Origin of the sequence: Leucothrix mucor DSM 2157, from assembly GCF_000419525.1 — a bacterium.
Lineage (GTDB): Bacteria > Pseudomonadota > Gammaproteobacteria > Thiotrichales > Thiotrichaceae > Leucothrix > Leucothrix mucor.
The window spans coordinates 2564146-2585011 of sequence record NZ_ATTE01000001.1; the positions used below are offsets into that span (position 1 = coordinate 2564146).

Below are 20866 nucleotides of genomic sequence, written 5' to 3' on the forward strand. Positions count from 1 at the left end.
CTTTTATAAACTCGACTGCCAGACTTCAATCGAAGTCTGGCAGTTTTCTTAGGATTACTCTGTCACTTTCATGGCTTCATCAGCCTCTTCCAGTGATTTCGCTGCATCCTTTGCAATCTGCTCTGCCATTTCATCAGTCAATACTTCGTCTGACTGGCGAGCTGCCGCTGGTGCTAAAGGCACTAATTGGTCATTCACATATAACTGACCATCAGTGATACGCATATCAGACTTAAATGTCTCGCCATCCAATTTCACAAAGTCGCCAGCCATCATTGACACCATTGGCGTCATACCAGCTTTATCAGTGATGCCTTTGCTCAGGTCAACATGACCACGGCCAACCAGAATCGACAATAACGAGCTTGGATCCGCTTGTCCCATCAGCTCCATCAACTCATCTTCAGACAACTCAAGACCAGGCTGGAAACCTAACTCAACATCGGCATTCAAATCACCTTCAGTCGCCTTAGCCGCCAAGTTCATGTTCATTGAGCTCGCGCTCTTCACAATCGATTGGATAATTGCAGTTAACTCTTCCTGCATCGCTTCAGCGCCAGGCTCACTCTCACCAGCGGCAATGCTTTGCATCATTTCCTGATATTTCGTTACAACCGCAACGGGCAATGACTTGATTACAACATCCAGCTGAACTGTTTTCACATCAACCGGAGAGTTCATCACGGTCATCAGACTAGAATCTAAAGTCGCTGCGTAGCTCGCCGATATATCCATATCGCCGCTCTTGTTCTGCTCAACCAAGCTCTTTACTATAAACTCAGGGATCTTGATTGGCGCAGGTAAAGCGTCAGGATTCGTGATTTCGATATCACGCAGAGACAGCTCACCACCGCCCAGCATCATTTCAATGCCTTCAGCCTGAGTGTAGTTACCCTTCAGTGCTAATGACTGTGCAACCAATTTGCCAGACTCGCCCATTTCAAAACTCATCTCGCCAGAAGTGGCTTCATAAGTTCCTTTAGACATATCCGGCTCACCTTTACCCTGAATATCCATTTTAAACGGATTCATGATAAACAACTCTGGCTCATCGTCATTACTAACGGTCAGCTTCTCAATCATCGCATCAGCTGTGAAGGTGTAACGATTATCAGCTGAACTTTGTGACAACACTTTCGCACCGGCAAAGTCGATGACCGTTGCATCTTTAGTGGTCACTTTAATGGGTGCCACTGTCACGGTTTCATTCAGCTGGCGAGAAAAGTCGACAACATCTTCAATCACAATCGTGTCAGCGCTCAGGCTGGCTTTTAACTCATCAGGAAAATCTAAACCGCTCAAATCCGGACGCGTTACAATTTTAGCCAAACCAAAACCAGACTCACCCAAGTATGGGCCGTGGGTGATTTCACTATTTAATGGAATTTCAAAAACAGTTGGCTCAGACTCGCCAGGAATCGTCACCGCCACGCGGAACATTGCTTTGGCCTGTGCATTCAAATAGCCCTTTTCATAAGACTCAAGCTTCATGCTCAGATCTTTAAGCTGAGGATTACCTGTCATGCTCATCGCCAGCTGCTGATTGGTTAGCTCAGCCTGTTCACGAATGATCGACTCAGCCTGTGAACCAATAATGTAGGGAGCCGCCGCACCTGCTCCAGCCAGTACTACGATCGCAATAAGAGTTTTCTTCATAATTTTATTTTTAAATCGGTCTATTATAAAAACAGACTGTATCGTCCGACGTCTGACAGGTCAACCTATCAGGACGGGCCCGACAGAGTGTTTATTAATTGGCAATAAACAACATGGCTTATCACTACAATGGCACGAACGACTTGTGCTCGCGAATCTCATCCGCAGTCAGCCCACTCAATTCATAAGGAAACACTAGCCAATCATTAGTCTCGTGCAGGCAAAAATCCGGTGTCAGCCCAGTTTTGTCATGTAACGAGCGATGATACAAACTGGCCACTTTCACTTCCGTTGGCATATTGCGCTTAAGGTGGGACTGCAAGCGCTTAATAACCGCAGTAACATTGCGTCCGGTACTCACGACATCATCCACGATCAGCAAGCGATCATCTGCATTTAAGGTTTCCAGCAAATACTGTGTGCCATGCACCCGAATTTCAGGATCAACCGTGTCGAGTGTCGCCTGATAGTGGGATAAACCTTGATAAGAGGTGCGCACTGAAATGTGATTAGTCGCCACGCCCAGCGTTTGCAAACATTCCTGCACATAAATACCGACCGTGCTGCCACCTCGCCACAAACCTACTATAAAGGTTGGACGAAAGCCGCTGCGGTGAATTTCAGCGCCCAGACGAAACGCATCCAGAATGACGGCTTGCTCATCCAGAAACTGCTTTTCCATGTATAACTCCTGCTAAATTTGCTTAAAACAGAGCTTGCGCAGCCACTGAATACGCGACAATATAACCGATTACGCAATAGCCTGTGAATAGTTATGAGCAAAGTCTACCTGACTGCCCAGGGATTACTGAACGATTCCTTCGCGCTGGCCAAACAAGTATTGGACAGTGGCTTCGAACCAACCTTTATCATCGCCGTGTGGCGTGGTGGCGCGCCGATTGGCATCGCCGTGCAAGAGTATCTGGAATACCACGGCATTCAAACCAACCACATCGCCATTCGTACCGCCTCTTACAGTGGTATTGACCAGCAAGCGCGCGAAGTGAAAGTGTTTGGACTGAATTATCTGGTGAAACACGTGCAGCATCACGACCGCTTACTGATTGTCGATGATGTGTTTGATACAGGCCGCTCTGTTGAGGCCATTATTAATGAGCTTCGCAGCCGCGCCAGACTCAATACGCCCGAGCAAATTCGCATCGCAGTGCCCTATTACAAGCCCAGTCGCCGTCAGGTTGAGCTGGAGCCGGATTATGTGATTCATGAAACGACGGATTGGTTAAAGTATCCGCACTCACTTGAAGGCTTGAGCCATGCGGAAATGCAGGAGCATCGCCCTGAGATTTACGAAATTCTCAAAGACTTGCTCCCCGCAGAACAATCCGCCTAGCTAACGCCGTAAGGCTCTTTCACCGCATACACACGGTATAAGGTCGCTAACACAATACAGATAGCGGCCGGCACTGCCAGCGCAAAGAACTGCATCCATGCATATAGATACGCGCCTAAGCTGCCGCCCGCAATAAAGCCAATGATAATCAGCAGTAGCAAAATCGCCTTGCGCCGATCAAACTGATCACCTCGAATCTTGGCCCCAATCATCAAGCCTAAATCCGTGAAGATGCCCGTCATATGAGTGGTTCGCACAATTGCGCCACTGTAGGACGTGGCTAACGCATTTTGAATTCCACAGGCCGCAGAGGCCGTGTAATGCCCTAACAGCGAGCTGTTCTTCAGCAAATAGATGGAGACCAGCAGCATGATCCCTTCAATGGCTAACAGGGAGTCATAATGTCGCCCGAGTTTAAGTGATGTGCCGGGCAGTAAAGCACCAGAAAGTGATGCGCCCGCCAGAAAGCTCAGCAGAATACCCGCAAGGTGAAACACATCATTACCGTTAGATGTGATTATACCAGTGCCGACCAGCGTGACGGTTCCGGATAGGTGTGAGATCGCTTGATGCTTAACGCCAAGAAAGCCAACGGCGTTAACCGTGCCTGCCACAAACGCTAAGACGAAAGCGCCGTACTCGACCCAACGGGGGAGCTTAGAGATCATTTTTCCTCCAGATTACTTAGACTTTATTCCAGTCCCGAGCGCGTATCCGGCCCGTTTGATAGTAGGTTGAAACCAGCTCGATGTAGTCTTTGAAATCCACATTCTCACTCAGAATGCGATTCGTTGACTCCCAGTCAACATCCGTTCTGGCTCTTGCCGGTAACGTCATTTCACTTTCGCTGGGGTTTTCAGGGTTTAACAGAATAACGCCAATGCCATGTAAGGCCGAGAGCATTCGTAACTCTTTTTCAGTATCCGCGTTGCTAATCGAGGTCGCGACCAAGTAGCCCTCATTCGCCCAACTTGAGTTACTGACTGCCTGAAAGAAGCTTTTGCGCGCATTCGATACATTCAGCTCTTTTTTGACTTCAAACGACCATAAGCGAACACTTTGCCCCGCACCCTGCTTGACGCAACTGCGAACCAGCTCATTCCACTCTTTATCAACCGGCTGCATGGCGACAATATCCGGATGCAACCACTGATTACCGCCGCTACCTCGGGAGTTTTTAGAGCGCTTTTCATCAATCCGCATGCAATACAGTTTTAGCTCTGATTTGAGGTATTCAATCAGCAAAGGATAGAGGTCGTGCTCAGATAAGCTGTGATTGGTGGCGGTGCTGGTATCTACTGCGGGCTCTGAATCAAGCTCCTCGATATCAGGAGAGTCATCAACTGGAATATCCGTAATACGCTTATCGGGGTCATACCAATACAAACGTGGGCGTGGCTTGTCTTGCCAAAAGATGTGTGGACTGGCCTTTAGAATCTGATCTTTCTGTGAGCCAATCTCAGCGACTATCTGGGTAATAAAGGCTTTATCATCTTTAAAACGGGGGTTACTGCGCTTTTCGGCATAGTCCTCTGGATGCAGACTGACGATGGCCTCAGCGATGGCGCGGGCATTAAATTTCTGATTTGGGTGTTGCTGCAAGAATTGAGATACTTTCTTTGATTGAGACTGCTTTGCCAAGACGCGCTCCCTTATTTCAGTTTTACGGCTACTAACCCCAGTGCCTTTACGAAATTAGGTTTTCTTGGATCAATTATATGACCTACTAGAAAACCCAACCTCAAAATAGAAAACTTAGGGGGGACCATATTAGTCCCTAAAATTGAAAATCGATAGAATGTTTAAGGTATCGCTTTATAAATTATAGGTAGCTTTGGTTTTACTGGCGCTCTGAATACTTAGTACCTTTTGATAGCTGGACATAGCAAGCATCTTGCTTAACATAAAAATATAGTCCAATATAGACCATATTAAATCATCAAGGAATCGTACTATGCCCAGTACATCACAATATAAAGACGCGTGGACAGTCTCTGAAGCTAAAGCAAAACTCTCAGAACTGCTTAGGTGCGCAGATGAAAGGCCACAATACATTGGCGCAAGAAAGCCATACGTATTGATTTCCGTGGAACAGTGGGAAGCGCTTAATAAGCCAAGCGAGTCCATGGGAGAATGGCTCGTCAAAAACATGGCCAACCTAGGCGAACTAGAACTCCCAGACAGAGCTGAACCTTCCCGTGACATTCCATTTCAATAAACTATGATGACTAATTACCTACTTGATACCAATATCATCTCGGAGCTCGGACGGCCAGAACCACAAAAAAGTGTTGTTGATTTTGTCGCATCCACACCAATAGCTTGGCTATCCACGATCACCCTGCATGAACTGGAATATGGTATTGCTCTGATACCCGAAGGCAGTCGGCAGAAAGCTATAAAACAGGTCGTGTCCGAGCTTGTAAGTGCTTATGGTGATTATATTATTCCTGTCGGACAACAAGAAGCTCAAGAGGCTGCATTATTACGTGCGATGATGAAGCAACAAGACAAGGTGCTACATTTGGCTGATTCGTTGATTGCAGGTACGGCTAAGGCCCACAACCTGATCGTCGTGACAAGAAATATTAAAGACTTCGAGGGCTTAGGACTTCACTTGAAAAATCCGTTTGAATGATGCTTAAGTGGTTCAGTACATTTTCCAAACACAATAGCCTAAATAAGTCAGGATTTAACGACAATTGCGCAACAAGCTGTTGCGCAATTTTAGTAACTATAGTGAGTCGCTACTTGGACTTTTGGTAGAAAAGAATACAATGAGTGGAAAGCACGGGGGCTGACGATAAAACTACATCAACCATCAAACCACCTTTTACCCCGAGATGGCTTGATAGTTTTCCTTAAAAGACATTTTTTCAATTTCAGGTTGCCATTTCGCACACATTTACTTGAGTTTTGGAGTAAACATCTACTAAATTTGATTTATAACCCTAGTCGCTCTGGATTCAACTCACTGACGACCTTTGCTAAATCTTCATTAGTCTGGGGTGTTATGAAAGAGCCGTCTTTAAAGTGCTCATAGAACGATGGGATGGAATAGGTTCCGCGTAAGTTTGCGTCAAAGAACGAAACCGTATTAGCCGCTATTTCAAGTAGTGACTGTCCCCCTCTTGGCCCTGGTGACGTCGCAAGCAGTACCAAGGGCTTGCCTTGATAGACTTTTGGATTAATCCGAGAGCACCAATCAAGCAGATTTTTATAGGCTACTGTGTAGTTTCCATTATGTTCAGCAAGTGAAATCAGCAAAGCATCCGCTTCTCCGATTTTATTAAAAAACTTCATGGCACTTTCCGGTTGGCCGAGTTCCTTCTCAGCGTCTTCGCTAAACAATGGCAGCTCATAATCATTTAAATCCGCGATTTCCGTCGAGTAGCCGGTAAGCATGGATGCTGCGTGCGTTACGAGTTGTTTATTTATTGAGTTGCGACTATTTGAAGCCGCATAAGCAAAGAGCTTAGGGGTGTTGATTGTCATTGTGACGTGTTTTCCTTAGTGATTTTCATAAATAAGCGCCAGACCCAAGTCAGGGCCGGCGGTGAGCTCTAGTGAGCTACCTTCGATTAAATCGCCTTTCGCTACGGGCACACCATTTGCAGTCGCGTCACCCTGCGTGATAAGAACTATAAATGGTTGAGGCACTGCTACTGATTTTCCAACAGCTAAATAGCCCACCTTACAAACCATATTGCTATTGAAGCTCCCATCCTCGCCGCCAAGTACGGTTGTTAAACCATTGTCATCGATCTTGAAATTTTTGTAGGCTGGCTCCAACCCATTTTGGGGTGGCTTAAACCAGATTTGTGCAAAGTCAGCAGCAGTATCACGGAGGTTAAATTCGGAGTGCTGCATCCCTGTACCAGCGCGCTGCACCTGAACCTCAGGTGCGTGGATCGCGGTGCCATCACCAAGCGTTCCTTTGTGCCCCACGCTGCCAGAGAAAACCACACTAACAATATCGACATCATGATGCGGGTGTAACGGTGCACCGTCATTAGGTAAAAACTGACCGAGTGCTAAGTAAATAAAGTCTCCAAGTCCATGACTAATGTCTGTGCGTCCTCTGGATCGTGGCCATAAATCTGGGTTTTGAACCATGTGGCGTTCAGTAATTCCAGCAAAACCGCTCTGGGGTAGGTCGTCATAGTGAATGACTCTTTGGGTAGTGCTCATGGGGGCTTCTCCTAATGGCTATGATTTACTCGCCCTTGATTACGAGGGTTCATTAGTGTTAAATATTGCATATTAGTTATTTTTTTGTAAGTAGGTACATTTTTGTAACCATGGATATTTCAACTAAGAAAAGCCTAAAGGGAACGATCGAAGCAGGTGAAGAGTGTCCTGTAGAAATAGCAATAAGAGTCGTCGGTGGGCGCTGGAAATGCCCAATTATTCATCACTTGTTGACCGGTACGAAGCGCTTCAATGAGCTTCGTAAGCTTATACCTGCTGCATCCCAGCGCATGTTGACTAAACATCTGCGTGAATTAGAGCAAGACGGGATTGTTCTTCGTAAAGTCTATGCAGAGGTACCGCCGAAAACTGAGTATTCACTGACGGATGTAGGTGAGTCGTTAGAGCCAGTTTTGTGGGCAATGCACGATTGGGCTACTGCGAATTTTGTTTTGGACGCAGATGGCTAAGTTGATTAGAAAATTATTCTAAGAAAGTGGCTTAAACAAGATTGGATTCGTCTGCACAAGGGTACCAAAAGTATTGAAAATCACCTTTGATTTTTCGCCAAGATATAATCCTTCGATCAGTAACTCTATAGAACTTGTGCCGAGTTTCAGTTCTGTACCTGAAGTTTGGCCAAGCTAAACATAACAGCGATTATGCGAACCACCGCTGATCTGGTCTTGGGGTTGTAGGCGGCTTAGTTTTAGCCGCTGTCCGACATCTAGCTAGCGCTTACCCTAGTTAATAAAGCAACCCCTGCAATCAAGCCGGTCAATACAATGGATAGGTATTTCATCTCGCTTGTCCTCCAGCCGTCAACAATTCAAGAATGAGCCTTGAGAACGCTTGGCTCCGCTCTGGATTCGATAACAGCTGCATCATCTGATTCTGGTGGGCAGAACTGCTATCCAAGATGGCATCATCAATCGCTTGGGCAAAGTCACCCAGCATTGCTTGCTCTGCCGTATTATGTTTAAGCTGGTTCATCACCTTCACGTTCTCTCTCATCTTGTCTCGGATCGTGTAAGCATAATTCACCATATCTTTCTCGCTCAGCCCATCCGTCACAAAGATCTCATTCAGCTTCTCAATAATCTGAGATAGGAACTCCGCTTTCTTATCCTTCGGCTTGGCAGCACCCAAGCTATCGCCCGGTATAATCTTGTAGTCTTCAGCATCCTCTTTGAGCTTAATGTGTTGTTGGCGTATTGCAGACAGCCGGTAATGACTCAGCACCACATTACTCAAATCAACGTCATCATCCTCAACGACCGTCTCCCGCAGCATGGGCCGCAAGTTACGCGCATACAGGCTGAGCTTTTCCAGATCCTTATCGTCGTAGTCCACAATCTGAGACATAAACTCATAGAAGCGCACAAAGCTACCCAAGTCCTTTTTGAATATCTCCAGCTCGTCCTTAGCCTTCTTGCAATCCTTCAGGCTGTTCTCAGCATTAGCGGTCACCACGGGGTCATTGAATTTCTCAACGCGATCAAACATATCCTTAGCTTCTTTATAAGCCTCAATCGCCTGCTTATAACGCTTCTGCCAACGCTCCACCGCAGGTTTACAGATATTGGCAATCGCGGCATTGCTTTTGCTTTTAACAAAGAACGCCTCACAAAACTGCTCAACTTCATGCCAATAAAAAATCTTGGCACTGCGCAACTTCTGTGACAGATCAAATATCAAGTCAGGGTCAGACACATCGGCTAATTCAGCGGTTTGGTAATACGGCTGGAACGCTTCCAGTATGTCATCCGGCTCATTAAAGAAGTCCAACACAAACGTGCCGCTCTCCGCTTTACCAGGGAACGTACGGTTTAAGCGCGACAAGGTTTGCACACACTCCACACCGCCCAGCTTTTTATCCACGTACATGGCGCACAGCTTGGGTTGGTCAAAGCCGGTTTGAAATTTATTGGCGACGATCATCACTTGGTAATCATCACTATCAAAGGCTTTGCGCATATCACGCCCTTTGAGATTAGGATTCATGCCATGCTCTGTAAACTTCTCACCCAGTAAGGCCGCCGCGTTCGGGTCTTGCTCGTTAAATTCCACCTCACCAGAAAAGGCCACCATGGCAGTGATCTTGTCATAGCCTTTTTCGGTAATGTATTTGTCAAAGCCTAACTTATAGCGCACGGCTTCTTTACGCGAACTGGTGACCACCATCGCTTTGGCTTGCCCACCCAGCAGGCCCATGATGTTGTCTTTGAAGTGCTCAATAATGACCTGCACCTTCTGACTGATGTTGTAGTCATGCAGGCGCACCCACTGATTCAGCTTTACCTTGGCCTTTTTACTTTCGACTTCCGCATCACTTCCGGCAATCTTCATCGCCAGGTTATAAGCGACTTTGTAATTGGTGTAATTCTTCAGAACATCGAGAATAAAGCCTTCCTCAATCGCTTGGCGCATACTGTATACATGGTAGGCCTCAGGCTTATTGGTCTTGGACGGTGGTTCATCTGGCTTGGGTAGACGGCCAAACAATTGCAGCGTTTTATCTTTCGGGGTTGCGGTAAAGGCCAAGTAACTGAGGTTCTTCGAGGCACGACGCGAGGCCACCGCCGCATCTAAAATATCCTCCGTCGTTAGCGCCTCATCATCCGCTTTGCTGTCAACCATCAGCACTTCTTTTAATTGCCGCGCAGTACTGCCAGTTTGTGAGCTATGCGCCTCATCGGCAATCACCACATAGTTACGTTCTTTCAGGCTGACACTGTTCTCAATGGCTTTTAACACAAACGGGAAGGTTTGAATGGTGACAATAATGATCGGTTGCGAGTGCTCCAACGCTGAGGCCAATTGCTCTGACTTGGAGCCTTCACCCTCTTTACGGTTAATGCGCCCCACCACGCCATCAACTGAAGTGTATTGTGAAATAGTCTCCTGTAACTGGTCATCCAGTACCGTTCTGTCAGTCACCACAATCACCGACGCAAACACCTTACTGCCATCCGCGTTATGGAGTGCCGATAACTGATGCGCAGACCAGGCAATGGAGTTGGACTTACCCGACCCGGCACTGTGTTGTATTAAATACTTTTGACCAGGGCCTTCGGTTTTAGCCGCCTCAATCAGCTTACGCACCACATCCCACTGGTGATAGCGCGGGAAAATTAGCGTCTCTTTTTTGGTTTTACGGCCTTCCCAGTCTTCCTTTTCCTTAATTTCAAGGTGCATAAACCGCGCAAGGATATTTAACAGGTTGTCCGGCAGTAACACCTCATTCCATAAATATCCCGTTGCGTATTGCTGCTTATCTTCTGGGACTTCATTACCCGCGCCACCGTCTTTGGTGCCTTTATTGAACGGCAAAAAGAACGTGTCATCACCTTCTAAGCGCGTCGCCATAAAAACCTGATCTTGGCTCACCGCAAAATGCACCAAGGCACCGCGTTTAAAGGTTAATAAGGGCTCAGGCTTTTTGGTCACCGGGTCAATAGCAAAGCGCGTGGTTTTATATTGCTTAACCGCATTACTCACGGGCTGCTTAAACTCAGACTTCAACTCCAGCGTGGCCACCGGTAAGCCATTCACAAACAATACCAGATCAATGCGCCACTGCTTGGCCCGAATGCCGGTCTCGGCTTCATGCGCATCGGTTGCCCACGGGCTATACACCAGCTCTGGCACCAGTCGCAGACGGTTCTTGTTGTAACGCGCTAAGGTATCGGGATTTAGATCATGCTCTGGCTTGAATTGGCATAAGCTGAAACGGGTGCCACGGTCGCGCAGCTCATTACGCAGTACACCCAAGGTGCCAAAGGTTCGGATCTCTCGATTGGCCGCATTAGGGTCGGCTTTATTGAGCTGTGAGGCAACGCGCTCCAGGAACTTCTGCTCTGGATTATTGGGGTACAGCGTGCAGAATTTTTGCCATTGCTCGTCTTGGGTATCTTTAACGAACCCGAGCACATCTTCGGAATATAAGGCCAACTCACGATTGTAGTGTTTGGGATTGCCGAGTAACCAGCCGTTTGCCAGCATTTGACGGATCATGTCATTTTGAAAAATGTATTCCGTCGACTTATCCCCGCCGTAAAACACGCTCATGAGCCATTCCCTGTTTAGTTATGCGGAAATAGTATACCAAGTTTATACAACAACTCAGTACAACATATGATCTTGCTTATATCTAAAATGCAGTCCAACATAGACCATATTAAAACAGTTAAGGAGTCTGAAGATGCCTAATACACAATACAAAGACGCTTGGACAATAGCAGAGGCAAAAGCCAAACTCTCTGAGCTACTCAGGTGTGCAGATGAAAAGCCACAATACATTGGTGCCAGAAAACCTTATGTATTAATTTCTGTTGAGCAATGGGAAGCTCTCAATAAGCCGAAAGAATCGATGGGTCAATGGCTTGGCTAGCCGATGCTTACGGTGACTATATTCTTCCTATTGGGCAGCAAGAAGCTCAGGTTTGGTTGATGCTGACGAACAGAACCTAAGCCTTCTCCACCTCAACACTCACCACATTGCGTGTCTTCTTACTAAACTCCACACCGATTAAATAGATCGGCCGATCTGGTGCTCTAAACTTATCCGCGTAAGCCTTATCCTTAATTTGCTGAAGTGCTTCACCCTTCGCTTCATCATCGACCACTTTGAATTCAAAAATATAGATTTGCTGATTAAATTTCAGCGTCATATCAATTCGGCCTAAATTGGTGGCGTCTTCCACCGTGACATCCAACCCAAGTGAAGCAAAGTAAGAGTAAAACACCGAGGCGTAATAGCCTTCGTACTCCTGAATATGGTTTTTGGTATACCACTGGTGTGGAATACTCGCGTAAAAACGGTGAAAGAGCTTTTCCAAGCCTTCAAAATCATTAGCCAGTAAATACTGATGAAGCTGCGCCGTGTTCATCGCTTGCGCCGATTTGTCTGATACCAGCGCCGATAACAGCACATCATTTAGGCTTTGATAGACCTCTAAATTAGGATAACCGAGCGTGTAAAAATCCTGATTACCAATACGTTCTTGCTTCTTAATGGTTAAATAACCGGTTTGAAACAACAAGGCTTCGGTGTCGATTTGACCAACTTCAAAACTGGATAACATGGCACTGCTGCTAAACAGGCTATCTAAGTTTAGTGTTACCACCTGCCGCTTAAACAACATGTCGACCAAAAACGTGGGGGTCGCGCTTTCAAACCAATAACTTCTAAACTCACGATAATCAAACAACTGTAAGATATCGAAAGGGTTATAAACACCTTCTCCCCGCCAGTTATAGCCGTTATACCATTGACGGATTTTATCTCGATCTAAACCAAACAGCTCAGGTGCAAACACAGAGTCGATATCGAGATCTGTGTAGCCGCAAATAGTCGAATGGCGAGGGTCAAGCGTTATGTCCTTAAGGTTATTCAGCCCAGAAAACAAACTCACGCGAGAAAACTTACTAACACCGGATAAAAAGCTAAATTTAATATCAGCGTCACTGTCTTTAATGGTGGAATAGAAGCCTCTCAGGTAATCACGATTAGTTCTGGCGACGTCTGTGTTGTCTAACGTATCCAAAATTGGCTTGTCGTACTCATCAATCAGGACAACCACTTTTTGTTGATGCTCCCGCCGGATATGTGACAACAGACTAGCTAATCGCTCAGGCGCTGTATCGTACGGTGAATGGTGATCAAACTGCTGATCCAGTTGATCCAATTGCGCCATGACATTTTTATGCAAATACTCAACCGCGCCAAAATGCCCTTTGCCAAAGCTAAACCGTATCACCGGGTATTTGACCGACCAGTCCCACTGCTTCTCAGCTGCTAACCCTTTAAACAGTGGCTCATTACCTTCAAACAACTCTTTTAAAGTATCAATAAACAGACTTTTACCGAAACGACGAGGCCGTGATAGAAAATAGTGCTTACCTTCTTCTATCAGCTGTAATGCTTGGTCAGTTTTATCGACGTAGTAGTGATTCTCCTGACGTATTTCACTAAAGGTCTGGATGCCAATGGGTAGTCTTTTGCGGGCAGTTTGACTCATATGGGGCTCTGTTTCTGTATTGAGGTGTCAGTTTAGCATGGCTGGGATTTTGCAGGTGGTTGCTAACCAGTACCCAACACCACGTGGCGAATATTGCGCGCAATCCAAGCTGTCACGTACTGGGTATCTTTCAGCGTTTTATCAATCAATGCTTGTGTCAGTATCGGGCTCTCCTCTGACGCTCGCACTTCAGGCCAGACACCAGCCGCTTTCATCAAGTAGACACGCAGTTTTTGTTGTTCTTCCTGTGTTAAGGCCCTATCGCCCAAAGCCTGAACAGCCTGCACTATTATTTCATTGTGCGTATACTTCAACCCCAACTGAGTAAAGCGTGTTTTTTTAAAACGAACTTACGAGCCAGTGCATGTGCGACTTGGTCAATATCCGGACTGAGCTGTTTTTTTAGCAATTTGCTATAAATTGGATAGTCATATAAGCCACGCATGACCCTGCGTATGACGCCTTTTTTTTCCATTCGGCCAAGTGTCTGATCTATGCTATCTGGCTCACCAAAACGCACGAAATCACCCCGTTATAGCTGCTTTCTTCTGCGCCCTCATCCTAGCCACTGACTTCTGTCATCAAACCGGAATAATAAATCTGGCTCGATAAACCGACGTAACTCATCATCTGCTGAGTCGTAGCCTGGCCAAGATTCAACGCTTTAAACGCGTTGAAGCCACCTATACCACCCGGCCAGCTTTGCCGTTAATAATCGCGTTTATCATTCTTGTAGTTCCGAGAGTGCTCCATTTTTCTTTGATGCACTTACAAACCTTTCGCGCTCATCATCAGCCTCACTTGCCTCTCTTAATGCATCAAGACCAATACAATAACTTCTCTGCTGATCGAAATAGTACATAGAACGAAATACTGAGCCGGTGTGGGACATTCTATGCTTTTCAAACTCTTGGGAAATAAGCGAATAAGCCTGATTTAAACTCCCCGCTTCAATATCAAGCAGTGGAATTTTACATCGACAGGACTCCAATTTAGCTCGCTTTGTACCGCGCAAAGTTAACTTTAAATCACCAAGTAAAATGATTTCGACGGGGCCATTTTGCAAGATAACTTTGCTGCTTCGGTTTTTAATCTCTGATCTATGCTGCTCCGATATCATTTTGTGCCGCCTTAGCAGTTCAGCATCCACTTTCTCTGGCCTATCAATTTTAATAGCCATAAAAATCTTGCTTCCTTCTGGCAAAAGAGAAACCGTTTTTTCGGCAGATAGCTGCTGCTGATTTTGCTCAGTAATACCATAGGCAGGAACAATCAAACGGCAGAGAACTCCTTCTTGGATATTCGGTAATTCACCATCATAGAAAAACTCAATCTTGTTCCCTTTTTTTACTCTGACAGGTATTTCAACGGTCTTAGAGTGCTTATCAGGTTCAAAGTGGGTACTCATGCCACTGCCTCCTTTTTTGGGTTACTTGAAAGTGCTGGTGCTTGCCAATCTCTAACGTCGATTTTTCCGGTAACAGCGGCTGAGATTAGGGCTGTACGACGTTCTTTTAGAAAGGAAATCAAAATATTTGCTTTGTGATCCAGTTCATCATATTCGCCTAACTGCAGGTTCAAATAATCTGATATCTCAATTTGCTCATCAATAGGGGGAAACGTGCCAACCACCTTCAACAAATTCTGAATAGATAAGCGCCTCAACGCAGCACCTTTAACAAAGCTTTCCACTTGTTCTGCTACCACCCCACTTTGTAGTAAAAAGTCCAGATAACTTGGCTGAACCTTCTTTCGATTTGGACGAATAATTATTAGGGAAGAAGCGACAACAAAATCAATTCCCTCAGGAGTTATAGCCGTTTGACCAATTGTGCCATCCTTGCTGAAGAGAATATCTCCAGGAAAGGGCAAGCAACCCGCTTTCACTAAATATCGGTAGCTAGTACCTGTGGTTAATAGGGCGTTATCAAAGTTGATTTTTCCTTTCTTTATATCGGTTATCGAAACAAAAAAATGCTCTCCACCTTCTGTATCTGGAGATATATGTGCACCATCTGTTATTTCCGCGCACATGTGTTTAATCAAGCAGCAATCCCAATGCTCCGGCACTTCCCCCAACCACTCAACCCCAGAATCCCGCATCGGCGCATCAGGATTAAGCCCTTTGATCACAGCATGGCTAATCACCGCTTGGCGTTTTTCTTTTAGCAGTTTTATGAGCTGTTGTTGCTTTTCGATCAGGGTGTCGATTTTGGCGGTTTCGTGATCGAGGAAGTTGGCGATTTTTTGTTGTTCAATTTCTTCAGGCATCGAAATTGATATTTGATTTAAATGAATAGGCCCATAATGCTGAATAGTAGCGCCCGTTTGCAGAACCTCAATTTGCTTTACATATACCTCCGACTGAACAAAGTACTTTATGAAGTCTTTATTCATATGACCTAGTTTTGGCCACAACCTAATAAGGCCAGTATAAGGGATAGCCCCAACTGTTCTCGAATCTACTTCAGATACGATTCCAGTTGAGGCACTGCAACTCATTATTATATCGCCTAAGCGAACCTTGAATTGCTTCCATTTCTGCTCAACAGTGCCTTTATCTAGGTACGTTTTGTAATCATCAGAGACAAACTCTTCTTTTACATTTTGTATACGTAATAATGGAACACCTGATTCAAAGAAATCTTTAGCGAGAATTCCTGGGCCTTCTTGAAAATTAATCGCATACTTAAATTTTGTCACACCCCAACTTACTGGAGTCGAACCAATAAACTCAACGCTTGATTCTTTATACTCAGGATAAGCCTGATACCTATCTGCCATTATGAATGCACCTCCCGAAGTAGCTCCATTATCTCAGCACTCACCTTATCCAAATCCGCATCAATCTCCACTAAATCCCTCGGCGGCTGATACTCATAAAAATGCCGATTAAATGGAATCTCATACCCCACAATCCCAACTTCCTGATCCTTATCATCCGTCTTAGTCGCATCGATCCAGGCGTCTGGTACATGCGGTTGCACTTCCTTAATGAAGTAAGCCTCATTCAAGGTGTTTACGGCTTGGCTTGGGTCAAGCGCCACATTTTCATGGTCGCGCAGATTGCCATCCGGTTTGTATTCAATGGTTTTGGTGCCGACTTTAAACAAGCCATAGAGCGGATTGGCTTCCGTGTTTTTATGTACCTTCTTAATCACCTTTTCCGCCTCTGGATTGATCCAGCTCACCGCAGCGGTAATTTGCTTTTTCTGAGTGGCATCTAAGCTTAGGTCTTGCGCTTTGCAGGCGGCTTTAAGCACTGACTCATAGCGATTCATATCATCGTATTGCGCGGTGCCGATCTCAGCTTGCAGCGTTTTAGCCTTGAGTAGTATCTGCTTTTGCTTGTCCCAGGTTTCAACGTGTAATAGCTCTTTGATTTTGGCTTCTTTCAGGTCGCTAAAGTTAGCTTTCAGGTGGATGCGAATATCTGTTGCCTGCTCAGCCAGCTTGCCATAGTGCTCACAGCCTTCCTCATCACGCCACTCAGCACCATAAGTTTCATAGATCCAGCGCATTGGCGCATCCAGTGGCTTGGCCGCAAAGCGCAGCTCAGCAATGCGTTCATCACTAAACTGATAGCTTTCGCGTAGTGGTCGCTCAATGGTGATCCGGCGATAGCCAAATTCATGATTCGCAAAGATCTTACTGGCAAAGGTTTTAGGGGCGTCAGTTTTGGGGTTGGCAGACTGGCGGCCACGGTTGCTCTTTTGCTCATCCGGCTTATCGACTGCACGCGCATCAACTGCCTCAAATGCGCCAAAGGTACGGGTAATGGTGGCAATGTCATCCTCGCCCATCTCATTACGCTTACTGCCTAGGGACTTACGCATTTTGCGGTAGAGGTTCACGCCGTTGATGAGCTGTACCTTGCCCTTGCGCTCAGTGGACTTTTTATTCGAGAGCACCCACACATAAGTGGCAATGCCGGTGTTGTAGAACATATCCGTGGGTAAGGCGACAATGGTTTCCAGCAGATCCGCTTCAAGGATATACCGGCGAATTTCAGACTCACCCGAGCCCGCACCACCGGTAAACAGCGGGGAGCCGTTTAAGATAATCCCGATACGGCCACCGCCTTCGGAGGCATCGCGTAACTTGCTAATCAGGTGTAGCAGGAACAATAAGGAACCATCCGACACACGCGGTAGACCAGGGCCAAAGCGGCCATCAAAGCCTTTTTGCAGGTGTTCATCCTTAATCAGGTCAACGATCTTTTTCCAGTCCACCCCAAACGGCGGGTTCGACAGCATGTAATCAAACCTCACCGCGAAGAACTGATCGTTCGACAAGGTGTTACCCAGTTTGATGTTATTCACATCCTGACCCTTAATCAGCATATCCGCTTTACAGATGGCATAGCTTTCAGGGTTTAGCTCTTGGCCAAAGGCACGAATCACCGCATTGGGGTTTAATTCATGCACGTATTCCATCCCCGAAGACAGAAAGCCGCCCGTACCTGCGGTGAGGTCGTAGAGCGTGCGAATAATACCTTCCTTAGTCAGGGCATCATCGTCTTCCATAAACACTAAGGCCGTGGTCAGGCGCACAATATCGCGCGGTGTAAAGTGTTCTCCGGCGGTTTCATTCGAGCTTTCAGCGAAGCGCCTAATCAGTTCTTCAAACACCAAGCCCATGTCGTGGTTGGTGATGGATTTGGGGCTTAGGTCGGTGGCTTTGACTTTTTCAACAATCTTGTACAGCAGATCTGCATCATTGAGCTGACCGATAAATTCGGCAAAGTTGAAGTATTCAAAGATCTCGCGAGCATCTTTTGAGAAGCCTTGGATATAGCTTTCCAGATTGCTTTTAATCTCATTCTGGCCCAGCTTGGAGAGGTTCATCTGTGAGGTGTTAAAGAAGCTGAGGCCACTGGCTCGGAGGAGGAATTTCTCTTGGGCTTCTTCGGGTAGGTTCATCCCTTCAATTCTTGCAAACTCAGTCAGTACCGAGTCCTTAGTGGCTTCCAGCACGCATTCCAAGCGGCGTAACAGCGTGAACGGTAGAATGATGCGCCCGTATTGGCTTTGCTTAAAGTCTCCGCGCAGTAAGTCAGCGATAGACCAGCAGTAGGCTGCAAGATTATTAGGGGTTTGATCCACGTAGAAATACTCCATTAAGGTTCAGCGCTAACATTATCGCTTGTCAGCATATAGGCGATGATCGTATCACCAAATTCTATACATTTGTTCTCTGAATAAGTAGATAAATTACCAAGTGAAAATAAGTCAAAATGAATTTAATAACCATAGATATACATTATTATTAACACTATTGAAGAATATTTCATTGCCCCGTAGAGAAAGTTTTTAGTTATAATTCCACGCATCAAATTACCTTCTTATGCGATTGCTTTTGTTGAGGCCCGAACAAGGTAATCAGGGGAGGAGGTACAAAATAACAGTGAAGATTATTTCCAAAAACAATGCTCATTACACTGCGGTTTTAGAGAAGAATCACCTTAAGTGCTACTTGAGCGAAAAATTTATAACAAATTTAGCAGTCCGCAATATGAAAGAGGCACAGGCAATTGTGGACTACTGGTCGATAGAGCAATGTTCGCTATATGAAGCACAGCGCTTCTATGATCTGAGCCAGCTCTACCCCAATACCCAAATGAAAAATATGCGCTTCTCCGCTGACGGAAAATCAATTCTTCATGAAGGCTCTGTAATTACTTACGACGTGTAGTTACTACTCATCAACCGGTAAGCGTATGCGTTTAAGAAGTCATCAGCATATTCAGTCTAAAGACGTTTTCTAGGAAGCCTAGTATCAGTGTTAGGCCGCCTTAATTAATACTCTAATACAGAATTCCAATACTATTAATTTCAAATGTAGCTATAGAGTAATAGGCATGCTATATAATCATGCAAAACGGGGGAATGGACGAGAAAACTGAAATCATGCTATCAATAATCAGAAAAATAATGACAACGATGTCTTTAGTGCCTTATTTTAACTATGCAGGCCACAACAGCAATTACCCTACTCTAAGGCTGAAACATAAATCCACCAAGTCGCCTTCCAACGCTGCAAAGCTAACACCTGAGCTAAGCTTTTTAGCTAATATTGAGCGCACATCAAACATGTCCAAGCCACACATCACCGACCGCTGGAAAACAGTCTCGGTCAACTTCACAAATGACGATTTTGTCTGCATTGGTTTGTTTAGAGCATTTAACGATTCACATGCAGACGCAAAGATTCTTGATATCTATTGGAACAACAAGCACGCAGCACGATACCGTTGTACTCAAGAAATTTGCACCGTTTACAACATCGAACGCTTAATTGATGACACTGCTTTATCGCCTGAGAAAGCCAGTGCCAGTTTTCGGGGAATCAGCATTGAAAAAGGCACGAAAATGCTTTGGTCTAACTTACATTTTGCAGGCATTGAAATAGACAAAATCGCCTGCCTAGAAACCGTTGAAGATGCCTGTAGCTACTTCCCACTGAGAGGTGACATTACAATTTATACTGACCCAGAAGTCAGAGTCGCCTATTTAGACTGGGTGTTGGCTGTTACTAGAGATTTTAACCAATTGATTAAATACAGCCGGGCATCTGCATAACAGCACTCCCACCTAACGCGGATTTGACTAACCGAACTCCGTAATTCTGACTTTCACTGACTTGTAGCTAAAGCCAATTGCGCTTTACGCCGTGGGCATTGATAGGTCTCCAGAACATTCTCCAGAGTTTTAAGTTGCGACAGCTTAAGTGGATCGGGAACCTTAGAACCACTCACCTCATTCTTAAGTGCTGCGTAACGGAACTTGATTTTGCAATCATCATAGAAGGACTTATTCATTTTTTTTATACCTAATTGATTGGGACAGCACCATGGGGGGATCATGCTGTAGTCTTATTATTACCCACTTTTATAAATTATTGTTAATCTTTCGACTAGCGGATATCCATTGGCTTTTTCTCTCCTAAAGTGGCTGAGCAAGGCTCTTAGGCTACTCTTTTCACACCTGAAACGCCAAATCACCCGAGAGGGATTAGCCCATCCCTGCTTTAGTATATGAGGCCTGACTTGATCTGACTGTTATCTAATTTAGATGATAGTCTGTTAGCCTTCCCAAAACTAACAAGCGAGAAAGGTCGGGCTAGTTGCTCCCGACCTCCTACCCTGCCAAGACTCAACTACTTGCTGATTAACGCGCCGATACCAACAACAGGTGAAATTCCCTCCTCACTGACTCCAACACCTGCACCGATCGCGGGTGTGACTTTGATTTTCTTTTTGGGTGAGTCGTCAACCAAGTTATCCGCTGCAACATAAATTGCACCGCATGAACTTTTAACTCTGCCCTTGGGTGTGGTCTCGACTATTCGCTCCTGCTTTCCACATTCGGGACAAATACAGCTCACTGGTTCATCAAGTGTGATATTTCGATTAGCCGGTTTGCGCTGCCCTTCCAAGTCACTCTGGGAAGGTTGATCGTTCGGATTGAGCATGAACTTTGCCACGACCTTTCCCCCTCTTTGATCGTTAAGAAATGACCATTCGAGTAATCGACTTTGCCGCCCTGCTGACTGTCATCATTTGGAGTACGTACACCAACACCCTCCGAAGGATTTAAAACCGCCCCCCCCAGCCTAGTATCTTCTACGTGGGGGCGGTTTTCAG

The 20866-nt window shown here is 45.7% G+C and carries 21 protein-coding genes; 6 read left to right on the plus strand and 15 right to left on the minus strand.

The window, feature by feature from the left end; genetic code table 11:
- Positions 1-54: 54 nt before the first annotated feature.
- Positions 55-1656 (minus strand): DUF945 family protein, encoded by a 1602-nt coding sequence (locus tag LEUMU_RS0111440; protein ID WP_026744691.1) that lies wholly within the window; start codon positions 1654-1656, stop codon positions 55-57.
- A gap of 124 nt (positions 1657-1780) precedes the next feature.
- Positions 1781-2338: a phosphoribosyltransferase gene (locus LEUMU_RS0111445; protein WP_022952423.1), complete on the minus strand. Its 558-nt coding sequence runs from the start codon at positions 2336-2338 to the stop codon at positions 1781-1783.
- 93 nt (positions 2339-2431) lie between these two features.
- Between LEUMU_RS0111445 and LEUMU_RS0111450 the strand changes: the two genes are divergently transcribed.
- A complete protein-coding gene (locus LEUMU_RS0111450; protein ID WP_022952424.1) occupies positions 2432-3007 on the plus strand; it encodes a phosphoribosyltransferase in 576 nt (191 codons plus the stop codon).
- On the opposite strand, the gene LEUMU_RS0111455 is transcribed toward LEUMU_RS0111450, so the two are convergent.
- Positions 3004-3675, minus strand: coding sequence for a YoaK family protein (locus LEUMU_RS0111455; RefSeq protein ID WP_022952425.1), 672 nt, complete (start codon positions 3673-3675; stop codon positions 3004-3006). The genes LEUMU_RS0111450 and LEUMU_RS0111455 overlap by 4 nt on opposite strands.
- A 16-nt stretch (positions 3676-3691) precedes the next feature.
- Positions 3692-4648, minus strand: a complete 957-nt coding sequence (locus LEUMU_RS0111460) for a COG2958 family protein (protein ID WP_022952426.1) — start codon at positions 4646-4648, stop codon at positions 3692-3694.
- Between the two features lie 580 nt (positions 4649-5228).
- Here LEUMU_RS0111460 and LEUMU_RS0111470 point away from each other — a divergent pair.
- Positions 5229-5645, plus strand: coding sequence for a type II toxin-antitoxin system VapC family toxin (locus LEUMU_RS0111470; protein ID WP_022952428.1), 417 nt, complete (start codon positions 5229-5231; stop codon positions 5643-5645).
- 305 nt (positions 5646-5950) lie between these two features.
- Here LEUMU_RS0111470 and LEUMU_RS0111475 read toward each other — a convergent pair whose 3' ends face one another.
- Positions 5951-6502, minus strand: a complete 552-nt coding sequence (locus tag LEUMU_RS0111475; RefSeq protein WP_022952429.1) for an NADPH-dependent FMN reductase — start codon at positions 6500-6502, stop codon at positions 5951-5953.
- Between the two features lie 15 nt (positions 6503-6517).
- Positions 6518-7198 carry a pirin family protein gene (locus LEUMU_RS0111480; protein ID WP_022952430.1) on the minus strand — a complete coding sequence of 227 codons (681 nt, stop codon included), beginning with the start codon at positions 7196-7198 and terminating at the stop codon, positions 6518-6520.
- A 110-nt stretch (positions 7199-7308) separates the two neighbouring features.
- Here LEUMU_RS0111480 and LEUMU_RS0111485 point away from each other — a divergent pair, with 110 nt between their 5' ends.
- Positions 7309-7668, plus strand: coding sequence for a winged helix-turn-helix transcriptional regulator (locus tag LEUMU_RS0111485; RefSeq protein WP_022952431.1), 360 nt, complete (start codon positions 7309-7311; stop codon positions 7666-7668).
- Positions 7669-7996: 328 nt separating this feature from the next.
- Here the strand turns inward: LEUMU_RS0111485 and LEUMU_RS0111490 are convergent, their stop codons facing one another.
- Positions 7997-11269, minus strand: coding sequence for a type I restriction endonuclease subunit R (locus LEUMU_RS0111490; protein WP_022952432.1), 3273 nt, complete (start codon positions 11267-11269; stop codon positions 7997-7999).
- A gap of 133 nt (positions 11270-11402) precedes the next feature.
- Between LEUMU_RS0111490 and LEUMU_RS25750 the strand changes: the two genes are divergently transcribed.
- Positions 11403-11591: a type II toxin-antitoxin system Phd/YefM family antitoxin gene (locus LEUMU_RS25750; protein WP_022952433.1), complete on the plus strand. Its 189-nt coding sequence runs from the start codon at positions 11403-11405 to the stop codon at positions 11589-11591.
- A gap of 76 nt (positions 11592-11667) precedes the next feature.
- Here LEUMU_RS25750 and LEUMU_RS0111505 read toward each other — a convergent pair whose 3' ends face one another.
- From LEUMU_RS0111505 to LEUMU_RS0111530, 6 genes are all read right to left on the minus strand, one after another.
- A complete protein-coding gene (locus tag LEUMU_RS0111505; RefSeq protein ID WP_022952435.1) occupies positions 11668-13221 on the minus strand; it encodes an ATP-binding protein in 1554 nt (517 codons plus the stop codon).
- A gap of 62 nt (positions 13222-13283) precedes the next feature.
- Entirely contained in the window at positions 13284-13508 is a 225-nt protein-coding gene (locus LEUMU_RS0111510) for a hypothetical protein (protein WP_022952436.1), read from the minus strand.
- A gap of 23 nt (positions 13509-13531) precedes the next feature.
- Positions 13532-13741 (minus strand): DUF6088 family protein, encoded by a 210-nt coding sequence (locus tag LEUMU_RS29425; protein WP_022952437.1) that lies wholly within the window; start codon positions 13739-13741, stop codon positions 13532-13534.
- 204 nt (positions 13742-13945) lie between these two features.
- Positions 13946-14629 carry a hypothetical protein gene (locus tag LEUMU_RS0111520; RefSeq protein ID WP_022952438.1) on the minus strand — a complete coding sequence of 228 codons (684 nt, stop codon included), beginning with the start codon at positions 14627-14629 and terminating at the stop codon, positions 13946-13948.
- Entirely contained in the window at positions 14626-16005 is a 1380-nt protein-coding gene (locus tag LEUMU_RS25760; protein ID WP_022952439.1) for a restriction endonuclease subunit S, read from the minus strand. Before LEUMU_RS25760 ends, LEUMU_RS0111520 begins: the two co-directional genes overlap by 4 nt.
- Complete coding sequence (locus LEUMU_RS0111530) at positions 16005-18326, minus strand: type I restriction-modification system subunit M (RefSeq protein ID WP_022952440.1); 2322 nt, start codon at positions 18324-18326, stop codon at positions 16005-16007. The genes LEUMU_RS25760 and LEUMU_RS0111530 overlap by 1 nt, the downstream gene beginning before the upstream one ends.
- A gap of 409 nt (positions 18327-18735) precedes the next feature.
- On the opposite strand from LEUMU_RS0111530, the gene LEUMU_RS28770 reads away from it, so the two are divergent.
- Together LEUMU_RS28770 and LEUMU_RS0111540 are read left to right on the plus strand one after the other, a co-directional pair.
- On the plus strand, positions 18736-18915 hold the full coding sequence (locus LEUMU_RS28770; RefSeq protein WP_157474321.1) for a hypothetical protein: 180 nt from the start codon (positions 18736-18738) through the stop codon (positions 18913-18915).
- A gap of 194 nt (positions 18916-19109) precedes the next feature.
- Entirely contained in the window at positions 19110-19802 is a 693-nt protein-coding gene (locus tag LEUMU_RS0111540) for a hypothetical protein (protein WP_157474323.1), read from the plus strand.
- Between the two features lie 53 nt (positions 19803-19855).
- On the opposite strand, the gene LEUMU_RS0111545 is transcribed toward LEUMU_RS0111540, so the two are convergent.
- Positions 19856-20041, minus strand: coding sequence for a hypothetical protein (locus LEUMU_RS0111545; protein ID WP_022952443.1), 186 nt, complete (start codon positions 20039-20041; stop codon positions 19856-19858).
- Between the two features lie 338 nt (positions 20042-20379).
- Positions 20380-20706 carry a hypothetical protein gene (locus tag LEUMU_RS0111550; RefSeq protein ID WP_157474325.1) on the minus strand — a complete coding sequence of 109 codons (327 nt, stop codon included), beginning with the start codon at positions 20704-20706 and terminating at the stop codon, positions 20380-20382.
- Positions 20707-20866: the final 160 nt, after the last annotated feature.

Excerpts from the sequence above, each read along its gene's own strand:
- LEUMU_RS0111440 (WP_026744691.1), bottom strand. The coding sequence starts at position 1,656 with ATGAAGAAAACTCTTATTGCGATCGTAGTACTGGCTGGAGCAGGTGCG.
- LEUMU_RS0111445 (WP_022952423.1), bottom strand. The coding sequence starts at position 2,338 with ATGGAAAAGCAGTTTCTGGATGAGCAAGCCGTCATTCTGGATGCGTTT.
- LEUMU_RS0111450 (WP_022952424.1), top strand. The coding sequence starts at position 2,432 with ATGAGCAAAGTCTACCTGACTGCCCAGGGATTACTGAACGATTCCTTC.
- LEUMU_RS0111455 (WP_022952425.1), bottom strand. The coding sequence starts at position 3,675 with ATGATCTCTAAGCTCCCCCGTTGGGTCGAGTACGGCGCTTTCGTCTTA.
- LEUMU_RS0111470 (WP_022952428.1), top strand. The coding sequence starts at position 5,229 with ATGATGACTAATTACCTACTTGATACCAATATCATCTCGGAGCTCGGA.
- LEUMU_RS0111475 (WP_022952429.1), bottom strand. The coding sequence starts at position 6,502 with ATGACAATCAACACCCCTAAGCTCTTTGCTTATGCGGCTTCAAATAGT.
- LEUMU_RS0111480 (WP_022952430.1), bottom strand. The coding sequence starts at position 7,198 with ATGAGCACTACCCAAAGAGTCATTCACTATGACGACCTACCCCAGAGC.
- LEUMU_RS0111485 (WP_022952431.1), top strand. The coding sequence starts at position 7,309 with ATGGATATTTCAACTAAGAAAAGCCTAAAGGGAACGATCGAAGCAGGT.
- LEUMU_RS0111490 (WP_022952432.1), bottom strand. The coding sequence starts at position 11,269 with ATGAGCGTGTTTTACGGCGGGGATAAGTCGACGGAATACATTTTTCAA.
- LEUMU_RS25750 (WP_022952433.1), top strand. The coding sequence starts at position 11,403 with ATGCCTAATACACAATACAAAGACGCTTGGACAATAGCAGAGGCAAAA.
- LEUMU_RS0111505 (WP_022952435.1), bottom strand. The coding sequence starts at position 13,221 with ATGAGTCAAACTGCCCGCAAAAGACTACCCATTGGCATCCAGACCTTT.
- LEUMU_RS0111520 (WP_022952438.1), bottom strand. The coding sequence starts at position 14,629 with ATGAGTACCCACTTTGAACCTGATAAGCACTCTAAGACCGTTGAAATA.
- LEUMU_RS25760 (WP_022952439.1), bottom strand. The coding sequence starts at position 16,005 with ATGGCAGATAGGTATCAGGCTTATCCTGAGTATAAAGAATCAAGCGTT.
- LEUMU_RS28770 (WP_157474321.1), top strand. The coding sequence starts at position 18,736 with ATGAAAGAGGCACAGGCAATTGTGGACTACTGGTCGATAGAGCAATGT.
- LEUMU_RS0111540 (WP_157474323.1), top strand. The coding sequence starts at position 19,110 with ATGGACGAGAAAACTGAAATCATGCTATCAATAATCAGAAAAATAATG.
- LEUMU_RS0111545 (WP_022952443.1), bottom strand. The coding sequence starts at position 20,041 with ATGAATAAGTCCTTCTATGATGATTGCAAAATCAAGTTCCGTTACGCA.